This window comes from Rhodococcus sp. GXMU-t2271 (assembly GCF_041414735.1).
Classification (GTDB): domain Bacteria; phylum Actinomycetota; class Actinomycetes; order Mycobacteriales; family Mycobacteriaceae; genus Rhodococcus; species Rhodococcus indonesiensis.
The window spans coordinates 1-24,239 of record NZ_JAUIZP010000082.1 but is presented as its reverse complement, the minus strand read 5'-3'; the positions used below and the strand labels follow the sequence as shown (position 1 = coordinate 24,239).

20 protein-coding genes are annotated in these 24,239 nt (G+C 69.2%); 11 read left to right on the top strand and 9 right to left on the bottom strand.

Features of this window, described 5'->3' with window-relative positions:
* The first annotated feature begins 172 nt into the window (after window positions 1-172).
* Window positions 173-943, top strand: a complete 771-nt coding sequence (locus tag QYS60_RS25580; protein ID WP_371384635.1) for a thioesterase family protein — start codon at window positions 173-175, stop codon at window positions 941-943.
* A gap of 39 nt (window positions 944-982) precedes the next feature.
* On the opposite strand, the gene QYS60_RS25575 is transcribed toward QYS60_RS25580, so the two are convergent.
* Together QYS60_RS25575 and QYS60_RS25570 are read right to left on the bottom strand one after the other, a co-directional pair.
* Window positions 983-3,376, bottom strand: a complete 2,394-nt coding sequence (locus QYS60_RS25575) for an ATP-binding cassette domain-containing protein (protein WP_371384634.1) — start codon at window positions 3,374-3,376, stop codon at window positions 983-985.
* Window positions 3,377-3,431: 55 nt separating this feature from the next.
* On the bottom strand, window positions 3,432-3,881 hold the full coding sequence (locus tag QYS60_RS25570) for a helix-turn-helix transcriptional regulator (protein ID WP_003937200.1): 450 nt from the start codon (window positions 3,879-3,881) through the stop codon (window positions 3,432-3,434).
* Between the two features lie 188 nt (window positions 3,882-4,069).
* On the opposite strand from QYS60_RS25570, the gene QYS60_RS25565 reads away from it, so the two are divergent.
* Window positions 4,070-5,860 (top strand): glycoside hydrolase family 15 protein, encoded by a 1,791-nt coding sequence (locus tag QYS60_RS25565; RefSeq protein ID WP_371384633.1) that lies wholly within the window; start codon window positions 4,070-4,072, stop codon window positions 5,858-5,860.
* A gap of 95 nt (window positions 5,861-5,955) precedes the next feature.
* Window positions 5,956-6,366 carry a VOC family protein gene (locus QYS60_RS25560; protein ID WP_371384632.1) on the top strand — a complete coding sequence of 137 codons (411 nt, stop codon included), beginning with the start codon at window positions 5,956-5,958 and terminating at the stop codon, window positions 6,364-6,366.
* Window positions 6,367-6,588: 222 nt separating this feature from the next.
* Here the strand turns inward: QYS60_RS25560 and QYS60_RS25555 are convergent, their stop codons facing one another.
* Both QYS60_RS25555 and mihF read right to left on the bottom strand, forming a co-directional pair.
* Window positions 6,589-7,497: a cation diffusion facilitator family transporter gene (locus QYS60_RS25555; RefSeq protein ID WP_371384631.1), complete on the bottom strand. Its 909-nt coding sequence runs from the start codon at window positions 7,495-7,497 to the stop codon at window positions 6,589-6,591.
* A gap of 113 nt (window positions 7,498-7,610) precedes the next feature.
* Entirely contained in the window at window positions 7,611-7,928 is a 318-nt protein-coding gene (mihF, locus tag QYS60_RS25550) for an integration host factor, actinobacterial type (protein WP_003937196.1), read from the bottom strand.
* Between the two features lie 199 nt (window positions 7,929-8,127).
* Here mihF and QYS60_RS25545 point away from each other — a divergent pair, with 199 nt between their 5' ends.
* The 3 genes from QYS60_RS25545 (at window position 8,128) to QYS60_RS25535 (ending at window position 11,247) form a co-directional block, all read left to right on the top strand.
* On the top strand, window positions 8,128-8,757 hold the full coding sequence (locus QYS60_RS25545) for a TetR/AcrR family transcriptional regulator (protein ID WP_289379635.1): 630 nt from the start codon (window positions 8,128-8,130) through the stop codon (window positions 8,755-8,757).
* Between the two features lie 174 nt (window positions 8,758-8,931).
* Window positions 8,932-9,993, top strand: coding sequence for a phosphotransferase family protein (locus tag QYS60_RS25540; RefSeq protein WP_371384630.1), 1,062 nt, complete (start codon window positions 8,932-8,934; stop codon window positions 9,991-9,993).
* Window positions 9,994-10,017: 24 nt separating this feature from the next.
* Window positions 10,018-11,247 (top strand): acyl-CoA dehydrogenase family protein, encoded by a 1,230-nt coding sequence (locus QYS60_RS25535; RefSeq protein WP_371384629.1) that lies wholly within the window; start codon window positions 10,018-10,020, stop codon window positions 11,245-11,247.
* A gap of 237 nt (window positions 11,248-11,484) precedes the next feature.
* Here QYS60_RS25535 and QYS60_RS25530 read toward each other — a convergent pair whose 3' ends face one another.
* From QYS60_RS25530 to QYS60_RS25515, 4 genes are all read right to left on the bottom strand, one after another.
* A complete protein-coding gene (locus QYS60_RS25530) occupies window positions 11,485-11,658 on the bottom strand; it encodes a hypothetical protein (protein WP_161628485.1) in 174 nt (57 codons plus the stop codon).
* A 31-nt stretch (window positions 11,659-11,689) separates the two neighbouring features.
* Window positions 11,690-13,231 (bottom strand): acyl-CoA synthetase, encoded by a 1,542-nt coding sequence (locus tag QYS60_RS25525; protein WP_003937192.1) that lies wholly within the window; start codon window positions 13,229-13,231, stop codon window positions 11,690-11,692.
* 109 nt (window positions 13,232-13,340) lie between these two features.
* Complete coding sequence (locus QYS60_RS25520; RefSeq protein ID WP_003937191.1) at window positions 13,341-14,687, bottom strand: MFS transporter; 1,347 nt, start codon at window positions 14,685-14,687, stop codon at window positions 13,341-13,343.
* A 455-nt stretch (window positions 14,688-15,142) separates the two neighbouring features.
* Window positions 15,143-16,066 carry an AEC family transporter gene (locus tag QYS60_RS25515; RefSeq protein ID WP_371384628.1) on the bottom strand — a complete coding sequence of 308 codons (924 nt, stop codon included), beginning with the start codon at window positions 16,064-16,066 and terminating at the stop codon, window positions 15,143-15,145.
* A gap of 46 nt (window positions 16,067-16,112) precedes the next feature.
* Here QYS60_RS25515 and QYS60_RS25510 point away from each other — a divergent pair, with 46 nt between their 5' ends.
* Window positions 16,113-16,619 carry a CGNR zinc finger domain-containing protein gene (locus QYS60_RS25510; protein WP_371384627.1) on the top strand — a complete coding sequence of 169 codons (507 nt, stop codon included), beginning with the start codon at window positions 16,113-16,115 and terminating at the stop codon, window positions 16,617-16,619.
* A 343-nt stretch (window positions 16,620-16,962) separates the two neighbouring features.
* Here the strand turns inward: QYS60_RS25510 and QYS60_RS25505 are convergent, their stop codons facing one another.
* Entirely contained in the window at window positions 16,963-17,742 is a 780-nt protein-coding gene (locus QYS60_RS25505) for an acetoin reductase (protein ID WP_010596221.1), read from the bottom strand.
* 135 nt (window positions 17,743-17,877) lie between these two features.
* Between QYS60_RS25505 and QYS60_RS25500 the strand changes: the two genes are divergently transcribed.
* The 4 genes from QYS60_RS25500 to QYS60_RS25485 all read left to right on the top strand — a co-directional run bounded on the left by QYS60_RS25500 (window position 17,878) and on the right by QYS60_RS25485 (window position 24,227).
* The gene (locus QYS60_RS25500) at window positions 17,878-18,549 is read left to right on the top strand and encodes an IclR family transcriptional regulator (protein ID WP_371384626.1); all 672 of its coding nucleotides are present in this window, start codon (window positions 17,878-17,880) and stop codon (window positions 18,547-18,549) included.
* Between the two features lie 324 nt (window positions 18,550-18,873).
* Window positions 18,874-20,301 carry a rifampin monooxygenase gene (gene rox / locus QYS60_RS25495; RefSeq protein ID WP_371384625.1) on the top strand — a complete coding sequence of 476 codons (1,428 nt, stop codon included), beginning with the start codon at window positions 18,874-18,876 and terminating at the stop codon, window positions 20,299-20,301.
* Between the two features lie 249 nt (window positions 20,302-20,550).
* A complete protein-coding gene (locus QYS60_RS25490; protein WP_371384624.1) occupies window positions 20,551-22,872 on the top strand; it encodes a cytochrome P450/oxidoreductase in 2,322 nt (773 codons plus the stop codon).
* A gap of 26 nt (window positions 22,873-22,898) precedes the next feature.
* Window positions 22,899-24,227, top strand: coding sequence for an MFS transporter (locus QYS60_RS25485; protein ID WP_054375022.1), 1,329 nt, complete (start codon window positions 22,899-22,901; stop codon window positions 24,225-24,227).
* The last annotated feature ends 12 nt before the right edge of the window (window positions 24,228-24,239 follow it).

Below are 24,239 nucleotides of genomic sequence, written 5' to 3'. Positions count from 1 at the left end.
TACAACGCCTGGGCCGACGCCCACGTCCCCGCCTGACCGGCGCCGCAATTCACGACAGCCCGCCCCTGGTCGACCAGGGGCGGGCTGTCGCCGTCCCGCACTGCCCGGTCCGCGGAGGATCGTGCCCGCCTGGGATCATGCCTGGACGAGTCCCCGATTTCTGGAGCAGCAGATGGCCTACTTCGAACGGATCGGTCCGGCCGCGTTCCGGCCGACCCATCACGTGGGCGGCGCCTGGAACCCGCAGGAACAGCACATCGCGCCCGCCCTGGGGCTACTGGTCCACGCCGTCGAATGCGACCGGGACGCCCGCCGCGACGACGGACTGGTCGTCGCGCGCCTGTCCTACGACATCCTCGGCACCGTCCCGGTCGACACGGTCGAGACCACCGTGACCGTCCTCCGTCCCGGGCGCACCATCGAGCTCGTCGAGGCCGTCCTCGCGCACGACGGTCGCGCCGCGGTACGGCTGCGGGCCTGGCTCATGCAGCCGCGCCCCACCTCCGCGCTGGAGGCGACGTCGCTGCCGCGGATCGACCCGCCCGAGGCCATGAAGCCGTGGGACGCCTCGACGGTGTGGCCGGGCGGGTTTATCGCGTCCACCGAAGTCCGCCGCACCCAGTTCGAGCCGGGCCGGGCGGCGTACTGGGTGCGCACGCCGCTGCCCCTGGTGCTCGACGAGAAGGTCAGCGCGCTGGCCGGTGCCGCCGGACTGTTCGACATCGCCAACGGCATGACCGTGCGGGCGTCCCCGGACGACGTCGCCTTCCCCAACGTCGACCTCACCGCCCATCTGTTCACCGAGCCTCGTGGTGACTGGCTCGGCTTCGACACCACCGTCTCGTTCGGTCCCGACGGTCTCGGCCTGACGAGCAGCGTCCTCCACGACACTCGCGGTCCCGTGGGCACCGTGTCCCAGATCCTCACTCTCCGCCCCTACTGACCGTCGTGCCGGCGGGACGTACCCACGCGACGGGCACGGTCAGGCGCCGACGTAGGCCGCGAGGTGTTCGCCGGTGAGGGTGGGCCGCGTGGCGACGAGGTCGGCGGGCGTGCCCTCGAAGACGATCCGGCCACCGTCGTGGCCGGCGCCGGGTCCGAGGTCGATGATCCAGTCGGCGTGCGCCATGACCGCCTGGTGGTGCTCGATGACGATGACCGACTTGCCGGAGTCGACCAGCCTGTCGAGCAGACCGAGCAGTTGTTCGACATCCGCGAGGTGCAGACCGGTCGTCGGTTCGTCGAGGACGTAGACACCGCCCTTCTCGGCCATCCGGGTCGCCAGCTTGATTCGCTGCCGTTCACCGCCGGACAGCGTGCTGAGCGGCTGGCCGAGGCTGAGGTAGCCGAGCCCCACGTCGGCGAGCCGCTCCAGGATCTTGTGCGCCGCCGGGATCCGCGTCTCGCCCGCGCCGAAGAACTCCTCGGCCTCGGTCACCGGCATCGCGAGCACGTCGGCGATGCTGCGGCCGCCGAACGTGAACTCCAGCACCGCGGACTGGAACCGCTTGCCTTCGCATTCCTCGCAGGTGGATTCGACGGTGGCCATCACTCCCAGGTCGGTGTAGATGACCCCGGCGCCGTTGCACGCCGGGCACGCGCCCTCGGAGTTGGCGCTGAACAATGCCGGCTTCACGCCGTTGGCCTTCGCGAACGCCTTTCGGATCGGGTCGAGCAACCCGGTGTACGTCGCCGGATTGCTCCGCCGCGAACCCCTGATCGCCCCCTGGTCGACCGTGACCACGCCCTCGCGCCCGGCTACCGAACCGTCGATCAGCGAGCTCTTCCCGGAGCCCGCCACGCCGGTGAGGACGACCAGCACGCCGAGTGGGATGTCCACGTCGACGTTCTGCAGGTTGTGCGTGTCGGCGCCGCGCACCTCCAGCACCCCCGACGGGGTCCGCACCGCGGGCTTCACCGACGCGCGGTCGTCCAGGTGCCGCCCGGTGAGCGTGCCACTGGCGCGCAGCCCCTCGACGGTGCCCTCGAACACCACCTCACCGCCCTCGGTGCCGGCCCCCGGCCCGAGGTCGACGACGTGGTCGGCGATCGCGATCGCCTCCGGCTTGTGCTCGACGACGAGCACGGTGTTGCCCTTGTCGCGCAACTGCAGCAACAGGTCGTTCATCCGGGCGATGTCGTGCGGGTGCAGTCCGATGGTGGGCTCGTCGAAGACGTAGGTGACGTCGGTGAGGGAGGAGCCGAGGTGTCGGATCATCTTGGTGCGCTGGGCTTCTCCCCCGGACAGGGTGCCCGCCGGCCGGTCGAGGGAGAGGTATCCCAAGCCGATCTCGGTGAACGCGTCGAGGAGGTGCTGCAACCCGGTGAGCAGCGGAGCCACCGATGGCTCGTCCAGGCTGCGGACCCAGTCCGCCAGGTCACTGATCTGCATGGCGCAGACGTCGGCGATGTTCCTGCCGTCGATCTTCGACGACAGGGCCTCCTGGGCGAGCCGGGTGCCGTTGCACTCGGGGCAGGTGGAGAAGGTCACGGCCCGTTCCACGAACGCCCGGATGTGCGGCTGCAGAGCATCGACGTCCTTGGACAGCATCGACTTCTGGATCTTCGGGATCAGCCCCTCGTACGTCAGGTTGATCCCGTCGACCTTGATCTTGGTCGGTTCCTTGTAGAGCAGGTCGTGCAGCTCCCTCTTGGTGTACTTGCGGATCGGCTTGGCCGAGTCGAAGAATCCGCAGCCCCGGTAGATCCGGCCGTACCAGCCGTCCATGCTGTAGCCGGGGATCGTGAGCGCGCCCTCGTCCAGCGACAGGTTTTCGTCGTACAACGCGGACCGGTCGAAGTCGGTGACCGAACCCATCCCCTCGCAGCGGGGGCACATGCCGCCGAGCCGGTGGAAGGTTGCCTTCTCGGTCTTCGTCCTGCCGGCGCCGCGCTCGACCGTGATCGCACCGCTGGCTTTCACCGAGGGGACATTGAACGAGTACGCGTTGGGGGAACCGATGTGCGGTTGCCCCAACCGGCTGAAGAGGATGCGCAGCATCGCGTGCGCGTCCGTGGCGGTGCCGACGGTGGAGCGGGGATTCGAGCCCATCCGCTCCTGGTCGACGATGATCGCCGTCGTCAACCCTTCGAGCAGGTCGACGTCGGGACGCGCCAGGGTCGGCATGAAACCCTGTACGAAGGCACTGTAGGTCTCGTTGATCAGTCGTTGCGACTCCGCGGCGATCGTGCCGAACACCAGCGAGCTCTTGCCCGAGCCGGAGACCCCGGTGAACACCGTCAACCGGCGCTTCGGGATCTCGACGCTGACGTCGTGGAGGTTGTTCACGCGCGCACCGTGGACGCGAATCAGATCGTGGCTGTCGGCAGTGTGCAGCGTGGGGGGTTGCGTGTCCGTCTTCGTGGCCATGCTCATGGTGTCTCCATCCGCCGGGAGGGGAAAGCTCGGGTCAACGGTGACGTCATGGCGGTCAGGCTAGTTGCGGCTCCGCAGCTCCCGCTTCTCGATTCCTGATCGGTCGGGTCACCGTCTTCGCGACACACGACGGCATTCCCGCCGCCGCGTGCGCCGCCTGACGCCGGTAGACACTGGGCGGCACACCGACCAGCTCGGTGAAGCGGGTGCTGAAGGTGCCCAGCGACGAGCAGCCCACCGCGAAACACACCTCGGTGACACTCAGATCGCCGCGACGCAGCAGTGCCATCGCGCGTTCGATGCGCCGCGTCATCAGATACGCATACGGCGACTCCCCGTACGCCGCCCGGAACTGCCTGCTGAGGTGTCCCGCCGACATGTGCACCCCGCGAGCGAGCGCCTCGACGTCCAGCGGCTGGGCGTACTCCCGATCGATCCGATCACGAACGCGGCGCAGCCGCGCGAGATCGCGCAGGTGCTGCGCGTCAGCAGGTCCCCCGGTCACCTACGCGATCGTGCCACGTCGCAGCGGAGTTGCCCAGCGGTAGCGGGGCCCTGTTTGTACCCCGCGGTTTCGCCGGGCTCGGCATACTGGACGGGCACAGCGCCCGTGGACGGCTACGTCGCGCTCATGGTCGGTGCCTGTCCACACCGGCGGGGCGATGTGCCGGCACCCCGGGAGGTCGATGGGTGATGCAGCAGCGTATCGAGGACTATGCGTTGGTCGGTGATCTGCACACTGCGGCGCTGGTGGGCCGGGACGGCTCGATCGACTGGTTGTGCCTGCCCCGGTTCGATTCTCCGGCGTGTTTCGCGGCGCTGCTCGACGGCGAGGAGGCCGGACGATGGTTGCTCGCCCCCGTTGACGGCGGGGTGTGCACCCGGCGGGCGTACCGCCGCGACACCCTCGTTCTGGACACCGAGTGGGTCACCGCGACCGGGACCGTGCGGGTGACCGACTGTATGCCGGTGCGGGCCGAGGCCGCCGACGTCGTCCGTGTCGTCGAAGGACTGACGGGATCGGTGCGGATGAGCACCGAGGTGCGGCTGCGCTTCGACTACGGGCACGTCGTGCCGTGGGTGCGCCGCCTGCCCGGATGTCTGACCGCGGTCGCCGGCCCGGATGCGGCCTGGCTGCGCACCCCGGTGCCGTTGCACGGCCACGACATGAGGACCACCGCGGAGTTCGAGGTCCGGGCCGGCGAGAGTGTCCCGTTCGTGCTGACCTATGCGTTGTCCTACGGGCACACCCCGCGTCCGCTCGACGCCCTGCGGGCGATCGCCGACACGGAGGCGTACTGGACCGAGTGGATCGAGCGGTGCGACTACACCGGGGAGTACTCCGAGGCCGTGCATCGTTCCCTGATCACCCTGGAGGCCTTGACCTATCGGCCCACCGGGGGCATCTTGGCTGCGGCCACCACCTCATTGCCCGAGCAGATCGGCGGCAGCCGGAACTGGGACTACCGGTACTGCTGGCTGCGGGACGCCACCTTCACGCTGCAGGCGCTTCTCGGCTGCGGATTCGTCGTCGAAGCCAAGGCTTGGCGCAACTGGCTGGTGCGGGCGGTGGCCGGTAACCCGGCGGACCTGCAGATGATGTACCAGCTCGACGGAGCCCGGCGCGTCCCGGAATACGAGCTGTCGTGGTTGTCCGGTTACGAGAACTCGGTGCCGGTGCGCATCGGCAACGCCGCCGCCGAGCAGTTCCAGCTCGATGTGTGGGGTGAGGTGCTCGACGGACTGCACCAGGCCCGGCAGAGCAGCCTGCGCGGTGACCCGGCCTGGGACATCGAGGTGGCGTTGCTGGATTATCTCGAGAGTCATTGGCAGGAACCCGACAACGGTCTGTGGGAGGTGCGCGGGCCGAGGCGCCCGTTCGTCCATTCCAAGGTGATGGCGTGGGCGGGGGTCGACCGGGGGATCCGGGCAGTCGAACGGTTCGGGCTTGCCGGGCCGGTCGATCGGTGGCGCGTGCTGCGCGAGCAGATCCGCACCGAGATCCTGGCGAAGGGATTCGATTCCGATCGCGGCACCTTCACCCAGTTCTACGGCAGCCGCGGCGTGGACGCGGCGGCGCTGCTCATTCCCCGCACCGGATTCCTGCCGTGGGACGATCCGCGCGTGCTGAGTACCGTGGCCACCGTAGAGCGCGAACTCGGTCACGACGGCTTCTTGCTGCGGTATCGGCCGGAACTCGACCACGTCGACGGCATCGTCGAGCCGGAAGGAGCGTTCCTGGCCTGCAGCTTCTGGCTCGCGGACGCGCTGCACGGGGCCGGCCGCACCCGCGAAGCTCGGGCGTTGTTCGAGCGGTTGTTGTCGGTGTGCAACGACGTCGGGTTGCTCGCCGAGGAGTACGATCCGCACGCCCGTCGGCAGCTCGGCAACGTGCCCCAGGCATTCAGCCATGTGGCGCTGGTCAACACCGCACGTCACCTCGCCGGCCATGCCGTTCACACCCATCGTCCCACCTCGCGGTGATCACCGTGCAGCCGTCCTGGTGCGGCGACCTGGTTGCCCGGATCGATCAGGAATCGAGAAGCGCGGGACGCGGAGACGCTCCTACTCTGCTCGTCATGGATATCACCATTCACACCAGCTTCCTGCCGCACGACGACCCGGAGGCGTCGCTCGCCTTCTACCGCGATGTCCTCGGCTTCGAGGTCCGCAACGACGTCGGGCAGGGCAAGATGCGCTGGATCACAGTCGGTCCCGCAGGTCAGCCCGACACGTCCATCCTTCTGGCGCCGCCGGCCGTCGACCCGGGTATCACCGACGACGAGCGTCGCACCATCGCCGAGATGATGGCCAAGGGCACCTACGGCTGGATCCTGCTGGCCACCCGCGATCTCGATGCCACGTTCGAGAAGGTGCAGTCCGGGGATGTCGAGGTCGTGCAGGAGCCGACCGAGCAGCCGTACGGCATCCGCGACTGCGCCTTCCGAGACCCGGCGGGCAACATGGTCCGTATCCAGGAACGTCGCTGAGTCGCGCGACGGCGCCGAAGTGGACGAAAGTCCTTGCACCGATGGTGATCTGGTATCCGTAGTCCACGTGCCACGGTGGCCGCGCCTCCGCCCCCTCCGCGTCTCCGCGCCGTCGCCCAACGTCCCGACCGGTGCCGCCAGGATCGCTCGGCGCGCCTCCGGTTCGCTCGCGCTCGAGGTGTCGAACTCTCGCTCGACCGGGCCGCGACGAGGTGGCTGCCGTCAGGCGTTCTCCGGTCCGGCCGGTTCCACGTGGATGAAGGTCTCGGTGTGCGGCAGCACCGCGTCGATCGCCGCCTCGATGCGGTCGGCCATGTCGTGGGCGGTCCGCACGGTCCAGTCGCCGGGCACGGTCACGACGACGAACACTTGACGCTGCCGGCCGGATTCGACGGTGCGCAGCGGCGCGAACTTGACGGGGCACTCGGCACGGAATCCGTCCAGTACGGCGTTGACCTGGTCCTGTTCGTGCTGGGGGAGGGCGGCGCTGAGCAGGCCGCTGACCGAGCCGCGAAGCAACCGGTACCCGGTCCACAGGATGTTGACGCCCACGGCGAGCGCCACGATCGGGTCCAGGGGCTCCCAGCCGGTGACGGCGACCAGCGCGATGCCGACGATCACTCCGGCGGAGGTCCATACGTCGGTCAGCAGGTGCTTGCCGTCCGCGACGAGCGTGATCGAGCGGTGCGTGCGTCCCACGCGCAGCAGGGTGAGGCCGACGCCGAGGTTGATCACCGAGGCGACGGTCGACAGGGCCAGTCCGAGCCCTGGCTGGACGAGCGGAACCGGGCTGATCAGGCGTTCGACCGCGGTCCAGATGATGGCGGTGGCGGCGACGAAGATCATCGCGCCCTCGACCAGGGCGGAGACGTACTCGGCCTTGCCGTGGCCGAAGTGGTGGCTCGCGTCCGGGGGGCGGGCCGCCACCCGCAGCGCGATCAGCGCCACCACTGCGGCGACGAGGTTGACGCCGGATTCGAGGGCATCGGAGAGGAACCCGACCGAGCCGGTCGCCCATGCGGCGCTCGCCTTGAGGACGATGGTGACCACCGCGGCGGCCAAGGAGAGCAGCATGAATCGGAACAACAGCCGGTCCTGCTGTTGCCGCGATTCGGGCACGGACGTCGTCATCCGACTCCTCCCGCTCGGTCGGTTTCCGTGGTCGCGGAGCGCGTGGTCGACGCGCCCGCGCAGGTGTTCCCCCTTCGGGACGTGGGAACACCTGCGCCGGGCCGAACGACGGGTCAGGCGGCCGTCGTGGCGTCGAGCAGCGCCTGACGCTGGTTGGCGCCGAGGCCCCCGATGCGGCGGGTGTCCGGGATCGACAGCTGCTCGAGGAGCTTGGCGGCCTTGACCGCGCCGACTCCCGGCAGCGCCTTGATCAGGGCGGAGACCTTCGTCTTCTTCACGACCTCGTCGGTCTCCGCCTTCTCGAGCACGGCCGGGACGTCGAGCTCGCCGGCCTTGACGGCGGCGAGCAGCTCGCTGCGGGCCTTGCGCACTTCGGCGGCCTTGGCGAGTGCGGCGGTGCGCTGTTCGTCGGTGAGAACGGGTGCTGGCATGACGGCCCCCTGTGTTGTCCGATGGTGAGCGGCCCCGGGCGAGGCTGCCGCGGCTGATGCTGCCAGGTCGGACCGACATCCGTGGGTTCGGCACGCGGAGACGGCCGTCTCGGGATTCGCGGGGCGGATCCGGCCGATTCGGGCACCCGCCCTGCGACTACGCTGTCAGCGGTTCACGACCGGCGGGACGGAGTAGACGATGAGCGCGGCGAAGGCGGCTACGGTCGGGACCGGTAACGGCCGGCAGGCGATCCTCGACTCGGCGTTGCGGAACATGAACGAGCGCGGGTACCACGGCACCTCGATGCGGGACATCGCCCGCGACGCCGACATCACCGTCGCCTCGATCTACCACCACTTCAAGTCCAAGCAGGAGATTCTGCAGGACATCATGACCCGGGCGCTGCACGATGCGATCGCCATGACCCGGGGGGCGTTGCTGCGGGCGGGTGGTTCGCCGGACGCGCAGTTGCAGGCGCTGGTGCGGGCGTGGGTCATGTTCCACACCACCCGGCAGCTCGATGCGCTGGTGGGTGCGACGGAACTGCGCAGCCTGAACGAGGCCGGTCGCCGGCTCGTCGTCGCGCTGCGCGACGAACAGGAGGGCCTGTTCCGCGACGTCGTCGAGCGGGGCGTCGAAGAGGGGGCCTTCGAGGTGGAGTTCCCGCGTGATGCGGTGCGCGGGATCATCAACATGGGCCAGTCGGTGTGCACCTGGTGGCGGTCCGACGGGCCGCTGCGGGCGGAGGAACTCGCGGACCGCTACGCGGATCTCGCCTTGGCGATGGTGCAGCATCGCCCCCGTCGCGTCGGCGCCCCTGTTTCCTAGCGGTCGATCGGCTGCCCGGTCTCGAGCGTGGCAGTCTTCCTTTCTCCCGTCAGCGTTTCTCCAGTTCGGATCCTTTCTTCGGCACCGAGGTTGACACCGAACGCTCGTTCGGTGACTCTGTAGGTCACCCGAACGATCGTTTGGCCGACAGGCCGACGCAGGAAGGAATCCGTGATGACTGCATCGCCTGCGGGCGCCGTCGCCGGCCTCGATCTCGACGCCCTGACCGCCCACCTGCAGCGCGTACTCGACGGTGGAGTCTCCGGGGCACTGACCGCCTCCCTCATCGGCGGTGGCCGCTCCAACCCCACCTACCGCCTCGCCGACGACGAGCACGTATGGGTGCTGCGCCGACCGCCGTACGGGCACGTGCTGCCGAGCGCGCACGACATGCGGCGCGAGTTCACCGTCATCGACGCCCTCGGCGGCGCGTCCGTGCCGGTGCCCCGCGCGGTGCACCTGTGCGAGGACGAGAGCATCCTCGGCGCGACCTTCTATCTGATGGAACTCGTCGACGGTGTGGCCGTCGGCACCGTCGACCAGGCCTCGGCCCTCACCCCGGACGAACGCCGCCGCCTCGGGTTCTCGCTCGCCGACACGCTCGCGGCGCTGCACGACATCGACCCCGGCGCCGTCGGGCTCGGCAGCTTCGGCCGGCCGGCCGGCTACCTCGAGCGCCAGCTCGGCCGGTGGGCGAAGCAGTGGGAGGCGTCCCGCAGGGTCGACCGGCCCGAGGTCTCGGTGCTGCTCGACAAGCTCCGGCGCGCGCTGCCGCAGACCCGCCACCCGGGGATCGTCCACGGCGACGTCAAGCTCGACAACGTCCTCGCCGCGCCGCAGGACCGCGGTCACATCGCCGCCGTACTCGACTGGGAGATGGCCACTCTCGGCGACACCCTCGCCGACATCGGAATCATGCTGAGCTTCTGGGACGTTCCCGGTGCGACACCCAACCCCATCACCTGCGGCCTCGCCACCCTCGACGGCTTCCCCACCCGCGCGGAGCTGCTCGAACGCTACGCCGGAGCGCGTGGCATCGACGTCGCCGACATCGACTGGTACATCGTCTTCGCCGACTTCAAGATCGCCGTGATCCTCGAGGGGATCGGTGCTCGCCACGACCGGGGCGAGACGGTGGGAGAGGGCTTCGACGGCATCGCCGACATGGTCGGACCGTTGCTCCGGCGCGCCCTCGATCTCGCCGCCACCTCGGCCCTTCCCGCATTGCGCCGCTAGGCGACCACTCGAACCGGAGGAACAATGGATTTCGAATACAGCCCCAAGGTCCGCGAACTGCAGGACCGGCTCACCGGCTTCCTGCAAGAACGCATCCTGCCGGCCGAGCCGATCGCCGCGCAGCAACTGGCGAGCAAGCCCGACTACTGGGGTGCCCCGCCGATCATGGCCGACCTCAAGGCTTCCGCCAAGCGGCAGGGGCTGTGGAACCTCTTCCTCCCCGAGGCGGGCGGGGCCGGCCTGACCAATCTCGAATACGCCCCGCTGGCCGAATTGACCGGATGGAGCCCGCATCTCGCCCCGGAGGCGCTCAACTGCGCCGCACCGGACGCCGGGAACATGGAGCTGCTCGCCCGCTTCGGCACCGACGCTCAGAAGCAGCAGTGGCTCGGCCCCCTGCTGGAAGGTGAGATCCGGTCCTGTTTCTCGATGACCGAACCCGACGTCGCCAGCTCGGACGCGAGCAACGTCCGCCTCGAGATCGCCGACGACGGCGACGAGTGGGTGCTCACCGGCCGCAAATGGTGGTCCACCGCCGCACTGCGGGAGGACTGCCGCGTCGCGATGGTCATGGGCGTCACCGACCCCGACGCCCCCGCCGGCTCGAAGCACTCGATCGTGCTGGTCCCGATGGAGACCCCGGGCCTGGACATCGTCCGCTTCACGACCGTGCTCGGATTCGACGACCGGCACGAGGGCGGGCACGGCGAGATCGTCTTCGACCGGGTGCGGGTGCCCAAGGAGAACCTGCTCGGCCCGCGCGGCCAGGGTTTCGCCGTCGCGCAGGCCCGCCTGGGTCCGGGCCGGATCCACCACTGCATGCGCCTGATCGGCATGGCCGAACGCGCCGTCGCGCTGATGACGGAACGGGCGCGCACCCGCGTCGCATTCGGCAGGCCGCTGGCCGACGAAGGGGTCGTGCAAGCCACCGTCGCCGACGCGCGCATCCGGGTGGATGCGGCTCGGCTGATGGTGCTGCGGGCCGCCTGGCGGATGGACGTCGAGGGCGCCAAGGCCGCCCGGCACGACATCGCCGCCGCCAAGGTGCTGGTGCCGCAGACGGTGAAGGAGATCGTCGACGACGCCGTCCAGATCTTCGGCGGTGCGGGCCTGTCCCAGGACACTCCACTCGCGATGCTGTACTCGCAGGCACGGTTCCTGCAGATCGCCGACGGCCCCGACCAGGTGCATCGCCGGTCCCTCGCCCGCGCCGAGTTCGCCGACACCCCGGTGCTGCACGAGGTGCGCGGATAGGACCACCCGGGGGCGCCCAGTCGACAGACCCCCGGAGCAACTCGTGCAGGTGCCTCCGCCGCTCGGATGAACGCGCCCCGTGAGTGCCGCACTCGGCGGCAGTCACGGGGCGCGTGCGGCGCTGTGGGCGGTGACCAGCGCCCCGTGCACGTAGGGGCGGTGAACAGCGCCCCGTGCACGTAGGTGCGGTGACCAGCGCCCCGGGCAGGTAGTGCCCGTCAGAGGAGTCGAGCGCGATCACACCCCCATCGCGGCAACGATGCCGGCCGGATCCACCACGCGCACCGGACTAGTGGTGCGCAGCTCGCCGAGCACGCGTCCGGCGATCGCAAGGGGTGCCGAACCGGCCGGGACGCGACCTCGAACCGACGATTCGGCCTGCCGCTCGCAACGAGCGGCAGGCCGAATCATATTCGTAGTCGACAGGATTCGTGGTCCGGTGTCACACCGGAGTGTCGACGAAGCGCTCCTTCAACTTGCGCTTGACGAGCTTGCCGGTCGGTGTGCGGGGCATGTCGTCGCTGAACACGATCCGGCGCGGAAGCTTGTACTTGGCGAGGCGGCCGCGGAGGTGGTCGGCCAGTTCGGCGGCGAGCGTGTCGTCGCCGTCGACGCCGGGAGCGGGCTGGATCACCGCGGTCACGATCTCACCCATCTCGGCATCGGGCACCCCGATCACGCCGGCGTCGAGGACCTTGGGGTGCTCGACGAGCGCGTTCTCGATCTCCTGCGGGTAGATGTTGACCCCGCCGGAGATGATCATGAACGAATCGCGGTCGGTGAGGAACAGGTACCCGTCCTCGTCCAGGTAACCGACGTCACCGGTCGTCGTCCACGCCGGGTGGCGCGGGTGCTGGGCATCGCGGGTCTTCTCCGGCGCGTTGTGGTATTCGAACGGCAGCACGTCGCGCTCGAAGTAGATCGTGCCGATCTGCCCCGCGGGCAGGTCGTCGCCGTTCTCGCCGCAGATGTGGACGATCCCGAGCGCGGCCCGGCCCACCGTTCCGGGCTTGCGCAGCCATTCGTCCGTGTCGACCAGGGTGAGGCCGTTGAGTTCGGTGGAGGAGTAGTACTCCGACAGGATCGGACCCCACCACGCGATCATCTGTCGCTTGACCTCGATCGGGCAGGGGGCTGCGGCGTGCACGGCGACCTGCAGGCTGGACACGTCGTAGCGGGAGCGCACGTCCTCCGGCAGTTTGAGCATGCGCACGAACATGGTGGGCACCCACTGGCTGTAGGTGACGCGGTACCGCTCGATGTACTCGAGGGCCTTCTCGGCATCGAAGCGGTCCATCACGACCACCGTGCCGCCGAGGGCCTGCACCGCGGCGCACGTGCGCAGCGGCGCCGCGTGGTACAGCGGTGCGGGGGACAGGTACACGGTCTCCGAATTCACGCCCCACACCGAGGCATTCATTGCGGTCATCGTGTCGCCGGGTTCGTGGACCTGGCGGTCGGGCAGGGCGGGCTTGATGCCCTTGGGGCGGCCCGTGGTGCCCGACGAGTAGAGCATGTCCGTCCCCCGCGGCTGATCCGCAAGTGCCACGTCGGACTCGGCAGCTGCGGCCGCATCCAGGTCGGCATACCCGGGAAGCGTGCCGCCGAAGCCGAGGCGGTGCTCGGTGTTCGGCAGCAGGGCAGGGAGCTCACCGGCGATCTCCGTGAGCGCGGCGTCCACGATCACGGCCTTCGCGCCGCAGTCGTCGACGATGTACGCGGCCTCGCCGGGGGTGAGATGCCAGTTCACCATCGTGACGTAGAGACCCGACCGCATCGCCGCCCAGTAGATGTCGAACACCCGGGGTGTGTTGGTGGCGAGCACCGCGACATGATCGCCGCGGCACAGTCCCAGCGCGCGGAGGTGGCGGGCGATGCGGATCGAATTGGCTTCGAGTTCGGCGAAGGTGACCGTCCGGCCGGTGTCGGCCATGATCACGGCGGGCTTGTGTGCAGCGGTGTCGAGATAGGCACCGGGATACATGGGTTCTCCAGGGTTCGTTCGGTGGGCGACGAGCTCAGTGGCAACGAGCTCAGTGGCAACGAGCTCAGTGGCAACGAGCTCAGGGGCAACGAGCTCAGTGGCAACGAGCTCAGGGGCGACGACGGGCGAGGGCCACCAGGCAGGCGAGGGCGAGGACCGAGAGCGCCGCGATGAGCAGACCCACGCGCCAGAGGTTGGCGACCTCCCCGTTGATCAGCGCGACCATCGCCATGGGTGCCATACCACCGAGGATTGCCGCGGCCTGGTATCCCAGAGATGCTCCGGAGTAACGGATCTCCGGCGGAAAGAGCTCGGCGAACAGGGCGGCCTGCGGTCCGGTCTGGAACGACATGACCACGCAGGAGACGATGAGCGCGACGGCCAACGGCAGGATGTCGCCCGACGACGACGCCCCGATGAGCAGCCACATCGGCACGGCCCACAGACCCATGCCGACGATGCCGATGCCGTAGATCAGCTTGCGGCCGTAGCGGTCCGACAGGTAGGCGGTCAGCGGCACCATCGGTACGAGGACGCCCGCGGCGATCAGGATGATCGCCAGCACGTCCGAGCGCGCGATGCCGAGGTTCGTCGTAGCCACCTGCACCGAGCCGGTGATGGTGATGTAGAACATCACGATGCCGACCAGATAGGTGCCGCCCGCCATGAGCACGGTGCCACTGTTGTGCCGGAGGACCTCGAGGACCGGGGAACGTCGCTGGGCCGGCGCGGCCGCGAGCTTGGCCTCGACCTGCTGGAACTCGGGGGTCTCCTCGAGGTAGCGGTGGATGGCGAACGCGACGAAGAGCATGAACAGGCTGATCCAGAACGGCACGCGCCAGCCCCACGACGTGAACGCCTCGGGTGAGACCGCCCACGCCACCGCCAGGAAGACCGCGTTTCCCATCACCACGCCGATCGGGATGCCGAGCTGGGCGAAGCTCCCGTAGAAGCCGCGGCGATCGGCCGGAGCGTACTCGGTGGCCAGCAGGACCGCGCCACCCCACTGCGCCCCGACGGCCAGGCCCTGGCAGATGCGGAGCAGGACCAGCATCGCGGGAGCGAGCCAGGTGATCGACGTGTTCGGCACGAAGCCGATCAGGGTGGTCGCGACACCCATGAGCAGGATGGCGGTCACGAGCACCGGCTTGCGCCCGTACTTGTCTCCGAAGTGGCCCGAGACGATCCCGCCGATCGGGCGGGCGACGAAACCGACGGCGACGGTGGCGAACGAATTGAGCGCGGCCACGACCTCGCTGCCGGTGGCGAAGAACGTCTTGTTGAACACGAGCGCCGCGGCAGTGGCATAGATGAAGAAGTCGTACCACTCGAGGGACGTCGACACCGCTGCGGCGAACGCGGCCTTACGGGCCGCCCGCCGCGTGTTCTGCGGGGCGGCGTGCTGTGGCGCGCCGGGCGTCGTCTCCTGCGCCTGTGAAACCGAGGGGGTGGCCATGGCTGCCCTTCCTGCGAACGTATATAGCCAATCGATCGTTCGGTTAGCAGTCGACAAGCTATGTGACGCGCCGCACAAAGTCAAACTCGTGTCGGGGCGCGGGGACGCACCCGGTGGGAGCTTTCCGGCGAGGGGTTCGCGGGGCTGGCGTCCCCTGGTGTGTGTGGCGCACCGCCTGGAACTGGTCGGATGGCATTGCGAGCTGCCGAAGAGACGGTGACCGGGGCAACTCCCGTCTGTGTGGGCGCGAACAGTGCGAGGGCGCGTGGATGGGGTCGGATTCTCTACTGAAGCTTCCGTGTTCTCAGCCGACCGACTGTTTACTCGGCCGGACTGGGAAGCATGAGCCGGGATGTTGCCGCGAGGTGTCTCGCCGTCGGTGATCATTGGGCGGGCATGTCGCTTCCGGCGGTCACGGTGCTGCGCTCACGCGGCACGTCGTTGCAGGCCCTGGGTCATGTCGCTGTGGTCAGGTGCAGGACCAGCGGCAGAGTCGCCGTGGAAAGGACTGTCTGCGCTCCGGTGATGGATGCCATCAGTTGCGCGTCGCCACCCATGCGGCCGGCGAGGATGTACGCCGAGGGCGCGGTGGGGACGGCGCAGATGAGCACGACGGCGGTCAGGGCCGCGGCGCTCAAGCCCAGTGCACTTGCGAGGGCCGCGGCAGCCAGCGGAAGGGCGATCAGTTTGATCGTCGACGCGATGGTGATGTCGAGGCCGTCGCGCAGCCGCACCCGAAGAGTGATCGCCGCCCCTGCCACGAGTGTGCCGGTGACGAGTGCGGGTTCTGCCAGCATCTCGACCGGCACCGCGATCGCCGAGGGCAACCCGATTCCGGTGAGGTTGAGCGTCAAGCCCGCGAGGCATCCCAGGATCAAGGGGTTGGTGGCCAGGTGGCGCCACGTACTCGTCGTCGCAGCCTCGTGATCGCGGGCACCGAAGAACGACAGCGCGGTGACCGAGACGACGTTGACCAACGGAACCATCACCGAGGCTGCGAGTGCGAACGCGGCCACCCCGGCGGTGCCTTCGAGCGCCGAGGCGAACACCAGTCCGATGTAGGTGTTGATGCGGATGCTTCCTTGCACCAGCGAGGTGAGCTGCGGCCCCTCGGCCCGAAGCGGTCGACGCAGGGCGACGAGCAGCATCGACACGGCCAGGACCGGGATCGACAGGCTGAGAAGCAACGGAACCGGCGAGACCTCCCGCAGCGAGGTCCGGGCGATCGATTCGACGAACAACGCAGGCGTGAACACGTGGTAGCTCAGCCACTCCATTCCACGCCAGAAGCCGGCGTCGGTGACGACACGGCGACGGAGGACAGCGCCCAGGGCGAGGACGAGAACGACGGGGAGGACGGCGGTGGTGACCAGGTGCACGCGACCACCGTGATGCAATCGGTCAGTGCAGTTCAACCATGACAACATGACCGGCGCGCTGCTGGCCGCGGACCTCGTGAACCTTCAGGCGCGGGGCGTGTGGACCGTCCCGGAGGTCGAGGCGGTGCTTCGCGAGCACGCGATCCGGTGGTCGGATGTCGGCGAGAGCGACTTGCCGGCGCTGCGCCGGTGGTCGACCCGGCTCCGGACGGTGTTCGTGGCACCCGACGAGGAGCAACGCTGCCGCTCGATCAACGCCCTGCTGCTCGACGGGGTAGCCAGCGTGTACCTCACCACTCACGACAACCGCCGTCCCCATCTGCATTTCACGCCGGACGAGAACGACGTCGTCGGACGCGTGACGGCGGTCACCGCGGGCGGGCTCGCGATCTTCACGGTCGAAGCCGAGGGGGGACGGCTGGGCGCATGCGCGAACGCGGGATGCAGTCTTGTGTTCGTCGACACCAGCCGCAACGGCCGCCGGGCGTACTGCAGCGCCCGTTGCGGAAATGCGGACGCGGTACGCCGCCACCGAGCCGGGAAGTTCCGCTGAACACTCGTGCCGACGGCGCGACTCGTGCGCGGCCACATCGTCACGCAACCGGTCGACGCAGTACGAGCGTTACGCGCCGGTCTTCCCGGCCCGGCGGAACTGCCGGAGCTCGCCGACCTGTGGCGGCGGGGTGCAGCGAGGACGGGAAGAACGGCGCCGAAGTCCGCCGCCGAACCGGAACCCGCCGATCAGTCGGGTCGGTCCGCGAGCTGCTCGGAGAGCTCGAACAGCTCGGGGCAGTGCTTCGGCGCCATCATGTGGTCGAGGAACACGAGCAGGGGCCGCCAGTGCCCGTACCGTTCTGGTCAACACGGGAATATCCTTCCGGTGCATCGGGTTCGGGTCACCGATAGACCAGGCCACCGTCGATCAGCCCGGACTGCCCGGTCATGTAGTCGGAGTCCGGGCCCGCGAGGTAGGAGACGTAGGCCGCGACGTCCTCCGGTGTCTGCGCCCGGCCGAGCGCGATGCCGCCGACGAACTTCTCGAACGTCGCTCCCTTCGGCGCCCCGGTCAGTGCCGCGAAGCGTTCGTCGATGGTGACCCACATGTCGGTGCCGACGACGCCGGGGCAGTAGGCATTGACGGTGATCCCGTCGGACGCGTACTCCTTGGCCGCCGCCTGCGTGAGCGCCCGGACGGCGAATTTGGTCGCGGAGTACACCCCGAGCATCGCGAAGCCTTCGTGACCGGCGATCGAGGACGCGTTGACGATCTTGCCACCGTGCCCACGCTCGCGGAACTTGGCGGCGGCGACCTGGATGCCCCACAGCACACCTTCGACGTTGACCGCCATGATCCGCGACACCTCCTCCGGCGTCACGTCGGCGATCGGGTTGACCTGTGCGATGCCGGCGTTGTTGACGATGATGTCGAACCCGCCGAGTTCGGCCTCCGTCCGGTCGACGGCTGCTCGGATCTGCTCGCGGTCGGTCACGTCCGCGACGACGGAGATCGCCTTCGAGCCGGCCGCCCGCACCTCGCCCTCGACCGCCGCCAGCTTTCCGCCGTCGACATCGAGCAGTGCGACGTCCGCACCGTCGGCCGCCAGGCGCAGCGCGATCGCCCGTCCGATGCCCTGTCCGGCGCCGGTGACCAGCGCGACCTTTCCTTCGATGCCCATGCCGACTCCTGTCCGTAGTGACCTGTGTCACTCGAAGGCAATCAGTGCGGCACGCGGTGCTCAAGCGTTGCAATGCGCTGCATCGGGGACGATGCCCGCGCCGGTAGGGTCGGATCCGGACGGACGGAGGACACCATGAGTACGCTGCAGACGCTCGATCGTGGTCTGCGCGCGCTCGACATCATCTCCCGGTCGCCCGCCGGAATCACGGTCGCGGACCTCGCCAAGGAGCTCGAGATCGCGCGGGCGATCTGCTACCGGATCGTTGCCACGCTCGAATCCCACTCGCTGGTGGTGCGGGCCGACGACGGCCGGATCCGGCTCGGCGCCGGTGCCGCCGTCCTTTCGTCGCGGTTCGTGCCGCAGTTCCAGCACGCGGCCGGTTCGGTGCTGCACGACCTGGCCGAGCGCACGCAGGCGACGGCCTTCGTCTCCGCCGCGCAAGGGGACGAGTGCATCGTCATCCTCGTCGCGGAGCCGGAGGGGGCGCTCTTGCACGTGGGCTACCGGGTGGGCAACCGGCACCCGCTCGACCGCGGTGCGGCCGGGATCGCGATCCTCGCGCTGCGGCCCGAGGACGCCCGCGACCCCGACGCGGTGAAGCAGGCCCGGGAGCTCGGCTACAGCGTCACCCGGGGGCAGCTCGAACACGGCGCCGTGGGTGTCGCTGCCGGGGTGCGCGCGCCCCGGGGGGCCGGTCTCGAATGCAGTGTGGGGGTGGTGGCCATCGCCGGTCTCGACGTCGACGCCGCGGCGCTCGCCGTCCAGGACGCGGCCGCGCGGCTGAGCGTTCTGCTCACCGACTGACACTCCCGCCACCGGACACGAGTCCGGGGATCGACGGAACTCCGGTGCGCATCGAATGCGGTGCGGGAGAAAGAACGGCCGGGACGTCTTCGATTCCCTGCCCCTTTCAACGTATATCGCGCACGGGGCCTTGCCGCAAGGCCCCAGTCGTGCTGCACAATCGCCAGTCGAAGCCGGGACCTGCGGAAAGTGGGGATTCGCAGGTGGGATCGGCCGGCGGACGGGATCCCGAGGGGAGTCGCGCCGCCGGGTGGGGGTCTGCGGACGTGGGGTGCCGGTCCGCGTGGAGAGGTGGCCGAAATTCAACCAGTGAACGGGGTTTTCATGATCGATGTGATCGTCGTCGGCGGTGGGCCGACCGGTTTGATGCTGGCCACCGAGTTGCGGCTGCACGGCGTGCGCACGCTCGTGCTCGAGAAGCTGAACGCACCGAGCGGGCAGTCCCGCGGGCAGGGGCTGCACGCGCGCAGCGTCGAGATGATGGATCAGCGCGGCCTGCTGGATCGGTTCCTCGCCGTCAGCGAGAAGTTCCGGGTCGGCGGGCTTTTCGGCGGAATCGTCAAGCCGTGGCCGGACCGGCTGGACACGGCGCACCCGTACGGCCTCGCCACTCCGCAACCGGTCACCGAGCGGTTGCTCGACGAGCGTGCCCTCGAACTCGGTGCCGAGGTCCGGCGCGGCTGCGAGGTGGTCGGACTGAGCCAGGACGATCACGGGGTGACGGTCGAAACGGTCGACGGCGCTCGGCTGCGCTCGCGGTACCTCGTCGGCTGCGACGGCGGCCGCAGCACGGTGCGCAAGCTGCTCGGCGTGGGCTTTCCGGGCGAGCCCAGCAGGGTCGAGACGCTGCTGGGGGAGATGAGGATGACCGAGGACCCGGCGACGGTGGCCGCCGTCGTCACGGAAGTCCGCAAGACCCAGCTGCGGTTCGGTGCGGTACCGCTCGGGGACGGAATGTACCGCGTCGTCGTGCCCGCCGACGGGGTGAGCGAGGACCGCGCGGCCGCACCGGCCCTCGGGGAGTTCACGCAGCAGCTGCGGTCGATCGCCGGCACCGACTTCGGCGCACACTCGCCGCGCTGGCTCTCCCGCTTCGGTGACGCCACCCGGCAGGCCGAGCGCTACCGGGTCGGCCGGGTGCTGCTGGCCGGCGACGCCGCGCACATCCATCCGCCGACCGGGGGGCAAGGACTCAACCTGGGCATCCAGGATGCGTTCAACCTGGGCTGGAAACTGGCTGCGGCGGTGGACGGCTGGGCGCCGGAGGGGTTGCTGGACAGCTACCACGCCGAGCGCCACCCGGTGGGGGCCCGCGTGCTGGCGAACACCCGCGCGCAGATCGCGCTGATGGGAACCGATCCGGGCGCGACCGCGCTGCGGGAACTGTTCTCCGAGCTGATGGATTTGGAGGAGGTGAACCGGCACATCACCGAGATGATCACCGCCGTCGGGGTCCGCTACGACTTCGGCGAGGGGCACGAGCTGCTCGGCCGGCGGATGCGGGACGTGGCGCTGAAGCGAGGCCGTCTCTACGAGCTGATGCACGGCGGCCGTGGGTTGCTGCTCGATCGGACCGGCCGGTTGTCGGTGGCGGGCTGGGCGGATCGGGTCGACCACGTCGTCGACGTCGGCGAGGAACTGGACGTGCCCGCGGCGCTGCTGCGGCCGGACGGCCACGTGGCGTGGGTCGGTGACGACCAGCAGGATCTGCTCGGGCGGCTGTCCGAGTGGTTCGGTGCCGCCGCCGGCTGAGGGCGCGATCGTGGCTGTACCGGCCGAGCGGGTGTTTCTCGGGACGTCCGGTTTGCCGGGTTCCGGTGTCGGGCACAGGTTGCCAGGCGCGGGGGAGAGGCGTGTTCCCTCGAGCGGAGTGCGCCGGATGTGACCGCCGCTGCGGCTTGACCTCCTCTGTGACGCCCCTTACTCTGCCCCTTGTCCTCATATAGGACGAAACTGTTCGATAAAAGTAACAGTGCAGGTGGAGAGGTTTTCGGTGTCAGTATGAGTGCATCAGTTCCGGCGTCGGCGTCCGCGTGCCCCGTCGATCACCCGGCCCTGGCCGGCGGCTGTCCGGTGTCGGCGAACGCCGCGGCGTTCGACCCGTTCGGGCCCGCCTACCAGGCCGATCCGGCCGAATCGCTGCGCTGGTCCCGCGACGAGGAGCCGGTGTTCTACAGCCCCGAACTCGGCTACTGGGTGGTCACCCGCTACGAGGATGTGAAGGCGGTGTTCCGCGACAACCTCGTGTTCTCACCGGCGATCGCCCTCGAGAAGATCACCCCGGTCTCCGAGGAGGCCACCGCGACCCTCGCCCGCTACGACTACGCCATGGCGCGGACCCTCGTGAACGAGGACGAGCCGGCCCACATGCCGCGCCGCCGCGCGCTCATGGACCCGTTCACCCCGAAGGAACTGGCGCATCACGAGCCGATGGTGCGACGTCTCACGCGCGAATACGTCGACCGCTTCGTCGAATCCGGCAAGGCCGACCTCGTGGACGAGATGCTGTGGGAGGTTCCTCTCACCGTCGCCCTGCACTTCCTCGGCGTGCCGGAGGAGGACATGGCGACGATGCGCAAGTACTCGATCGCCCACACCGTGAACACCTGGGGCCGTCCCGCACCCGAGGAGCAGGTGGCAGTCGCCGAAGCGGTCGGCAAGTTCTGGCAGTACGCGGGCACGGTGCTCGAGAAGTTGCGGCAGGACCCGTCGGGACACGGCTGGATGCCCTTCGGGATCCGCATGCAGCAACAGATGCCGGACGTCGTCACCGACTCCTACCTGCACTCGATGATGATGGCCGGCATCGTCGCCGCCCACGAGACCACGGCCAACGCGTCCGCGAACGCGTTCAAGCTGCTGCTCGAGAACCGCCCGGTGTGGGAGGAGATCTGCGCGGATCCGTCGCTGATCCCCAACGCCGTCGAGGAATGCCTGCGCCACTCGGGATCGGTCGCGGCGTGGCGACGGGTGGCCACCGCCGACACCCGCATCGGCGACGTCGACATTCCCGCCGGTGCAAAACTCCTCGTGGTCAACGCGTCCGCCAACCACGACGAGCGGCACTTCGATCACCCCGACGAGTTCGACATCCGGCGCCCGAACTCGAGCGACCACCTCACCTTCGGGTACGGCAGCCACCAGTGCATGGGCAAGAACCTCGCCCGCATGGAGATGCAGATCTTCCTCGAGGAACTGACCACGCGGCTTCCCCACATGGAACTCGTGCCCGATCAGGAATTCACCTACCTGCCGAACACCTCGTTCCGCGGTCCCGATCACGTGTGGGTGCAGTGGGATCCGCAGGCGAATCCCGAGCGCACCGACCCGGGCGTGCTGCAACGGCGCCATCCCGTCACCATCGGCGAGCCCTCGACCCGGTCGGTCTCGCGCACCGTCACCGTCGAGCGCCTGGACCGGATCGCCGACGACGTGCTACGCGTCGTCCTGCGAGACCCCGCCGGAAACGCGTTGCCCGCGTGGACTCCCGGCGCCCACATCGACGTCGACCTCGGTGCGCTGTCGCGGCAGTACTCGCTGTGCGGCGCGTCCGACGCGTCCACCTACGAGATCGCCGTTCTCCTGGACCCCGAGAGCCGCGGCGGCTCGCGCTACGTCCACGAACAGCTCCGGGTGGGGGGCTCGCTCCGGATTCGCGGCCCCCGGAACCACTTCGCGCTCGACCCCGACGCCGAGCACTACGTGTTCGTCGCCGGCGGCATCGGCATCACCCCCGTCCTGGCCATGGCCGACCACGCCCGCGCCCGGGGATGGAGCTACGAGCTGCACTACTGCGGCCGGAACCGTTCCGGCATGGCCTATCTCGAGCGGGTCGCCGGGCACGGGGACCGGGCCACCCTGCACGTCTCGGAGGAAGGCACCCGGGTCGACCTCGCCGCCCTCCTCGCGACGCCGGTGCCCGGCACCCAGATCTACGCGTGCGGGCCCGGACGGCTGCTCGCCGGACTCGAGGACGCGAGCCGGCACTGGCCCGACGGTGCGCTGCACGTCGAGCATTTCACCTCGTCCCTCACGGCACTCGATCCGGACGTCGAGCACGCCTTCGACCTCGAACTGCGCGACTCGGGGCTCACCGTGCGGGTCGAGTCCACCCAGACCGTCCTCGACGCGTTGCGCGCCAACAACATCGACGTACCCAGCGACTGCGAGGAAGGCCTCTGCGGCTCCTGCGAGGTCACCGTCCTCGACGGCGAGGTCGACCACCGCGACACCGTGCTCACCAAGGCCGAGCGGGCAGCGAACCGGCAGATGATGACCTGCTGTTCGCGTGCCTGCGGCGACCGCCTGACCCTCCGACTCTGACTCACCCGATCCGAAAGGGACCCGCCATGGGATCCACGCTCGACCCGATCGCCGTGCGCACCGCGCCGGACGTGCCACGCAGCAGCTTCAAGCGGGTTCTCACCGGCAGTATGGCCGGTGCCGTGCTCGAGTGGTACGACTTCGCGATCTACGGCATCCTCGCCGCCACCGTCCTCGGTCCGTTGTTCTTCCCCGGATCCGACGGCATCACCAAACTGCTGCTCGCCCTCGCCACCCAGGGACTCGGCTTCATCGCCCGACCGCTCGGCGGCATCGTCTTCGGTCATCTCGGTGACCGGTTCGGCCGCAAACCGATGCTCGTGATCACGTTCGTGATGCTGGGTACGGCCACCGCGTCGATCGGGCTGCTGCCGACCTACGAACAGATCGGCATCTGGGCGACGGTTCTGCTCGTCGCGCTGCGCATGATCCAGGGTTTCGCGCTCGGCGGTGAATTCGGTGCGGCGGTGCTGCTGGTGAGCGAGTACGGCGAGCCGAAGCGCCGCGGCTTCTGGGCGTCGTGGCCCCAGGCGGGCGCACCGTCGGGGACCGTGCTCGCCGCCGTGGTCGTCTCGACCCTGGTGCTGCTGCTTCCGGCCGACGCGTTCGACGCATGGGGCTGGCGGATCGCATTCCTGTTCGCCGTTCCCCTCCTGGTCATCGGCTTCTGGATCCGGCACGGCGTCGAGGAGTCCCCGGTGTTCCGGGCGGCGCAGTCCGCCGCGGCGGACCGCCCCGAGTCCCGGTCGAGCATCGTCGAAGCGCTGTCCCGCCCGCGCCCGCTGCTGATCGGCATCGGCATGCGGCTCGGCGAGAACATCGCGTTCTACGTGTACACGATCTTCGTCATCGCGTACGCCACCACCTATCACGGCTTCGCCCGAGGCGACGTGATGCTGGCCGTGACCTTCGCGTCGGTGTTCCAGTTCGTCGGCATGATCGGCGGCGGACGCTGGTCCGACCGGGTCGGCCGCCGCGTCGCGATGCTCGTCCCGGCCGTGGTGCTCGTAGTGTGGGCACCCGTGTTCTTCTGGCTCGTACAAATGCAGAGCGTGCCGTTGCTGTGGGTGGGGGTCTGCGTCGGTGCCTTCTTCCACGGCGCTCTCGCCGGTCCCGAGGCTGCCTGGATCACCGAGCTGTTCCCGACCCGGTACCGGTACGCCGGCTCCTCGCTGGTGTTCCAGGGCTCGTCCATCATCGCCGGTGCACCCGCGCCGTTCATCGCCGTCTGGCTCGTCGATCGGTTCGGGGTCGGGACCGTCGTCGCGTATCTGGTGGTGACCATGATGATCACCGTCGTCGCGGTGCTGAGCAGCCGCGAGACCAAGGGCATCGATCTCGACCGCATCGAGTGACCGGTGGCTGTT

Excerpts from the sequence above, each read along its gene's own strand:
- QYS60_RS25580 (WP_371384635.1), top strand. The coding sequence starts at position 173 with ATGGCCTACTTCGAACGGATCGGTCCGGCCGCGTTCCGGCCGACCCAT.
- QYS60_RS25575 (WP_371384634.1), bottom strand. The coding sequence starts at position 3,376 with ATGAGCATGGCCACGAAGACGGACACGCAACCCCCCACGCTGCACACT.
- QYS60_RS25565 (WP_371384633.1), top strand. The coding sequence starts at position 4,070 with ATGCAGCAGCGTATCGAGGACTATGCGTTGGTCGGTGATCTGCACACT.
- QYS60_RS25560 (WP_371384632.1), top strand. The coding sequence starts at position 5,956 with ATGGATATCACCATTCACACCAGCTTCCTGCCGCACGACGACCCGGAG.
- QYS60_RS25555 (WP_371384631.1), bottom strand. The coding sequence starts at position 7,497 with ATGACGACGTCCGTGCCCGAATCGCGGCAACAGCAGGACCGGCTGTTG.
- mihF (WP_003937196.1), bottom strand. The coding sequence starts at position 7,928 with ATGCCAGCACCCGTTCTCACCGACGAACAGCGCACCGCCGCACTCGCC.
- QYS60_RS25545 (WP_289379635.1), top strand. The coding sequence starts at position 8,128 with ATGAGCGCGGCGAAGGCGGCTACGGTCGGGACCGGTAACGGCCGGCAG.
- QYS60_RS25540 (WP_371384630.1), top strand. The coding sequence starts at position 8,932 with ATGACTGCATCGCCTGCGGGCGCCGTCGCCGGCCTCGATCTCGACGCC.
- QYS60_RS25535 (WP_371384629.1), top strand. The coding sequence starts at position 10,018 with ATGGATTTCGAATACAGCCCCAAGGTCCGCGAACTGCAGGACCGGCTC.
- QYS60_RS25530 (WP_161628485.1), bottom strand. The coding sequence starts at position 11,658 with ATGATTCGGCCTGCCGCTCGTTGCGAGCGGCAGGCCGAATCGTCGGTT.
- QYS60_RS25525 (WP_003937192.1), bottom strand. The coding sequence starts at position 13,231 with ATGTATCCCGGTGCCTATCTCGACACCGCTGCACACAAGCCCGCCGTG.
- QYS60_RS25520 (WP_003937191.1), bottom strand. The coding sequence starts at position 14,687 with ATGGCCACCCCCTCGGTTTCACAGGCGCAGGAGACGACGCCCGGCGCG.
- QYS60_RS25510 (WP_371384627.1), top strand. The coding sequence starts at position 16,113 with ATGACCGGCGCGCTGCTGGCCGCGGACCTCGTGAACCTTCAGGCGCGG.
- QYS60_RS25505 (WP_010596221.1), bottom strand. The coding sequence starts at position 17,742 with ATGGGCATCGAAGGAAAGGTCGCGCTGGTCACCGGCGCCGGACAGGGC.
- QYS60_RS25500 (WP_371384626.1), top strand. The coding sequence starts at position 17,878 with ATGAGTACGCTGCAGACGCTCGATCGTGGTCTGCGCGCGCTCGACATC.
- rox (WP_371384625.1), top strand. The coding sequence starts at position 18,874 with ATGATCGATGTGATCGTCGTCGGCGGTGGGCCGACCGGTTTGATGCTG.
- QYS60_RS25490 (WP_371384624.1), top strand. The coding sequence starts at position 20,551 with ATGAGTGCATCAGTTCCGGCGTCGGCGTCCGCGTGCCCCGTCGATCAC.
- QYS60_RS25485 (WP_054375022.1), top strand. The coding sequence starts at position 22,899 with ATGGGATCCACGCTCGACCCGATCGCCGTGCGCACCGCGCCGGACGTG.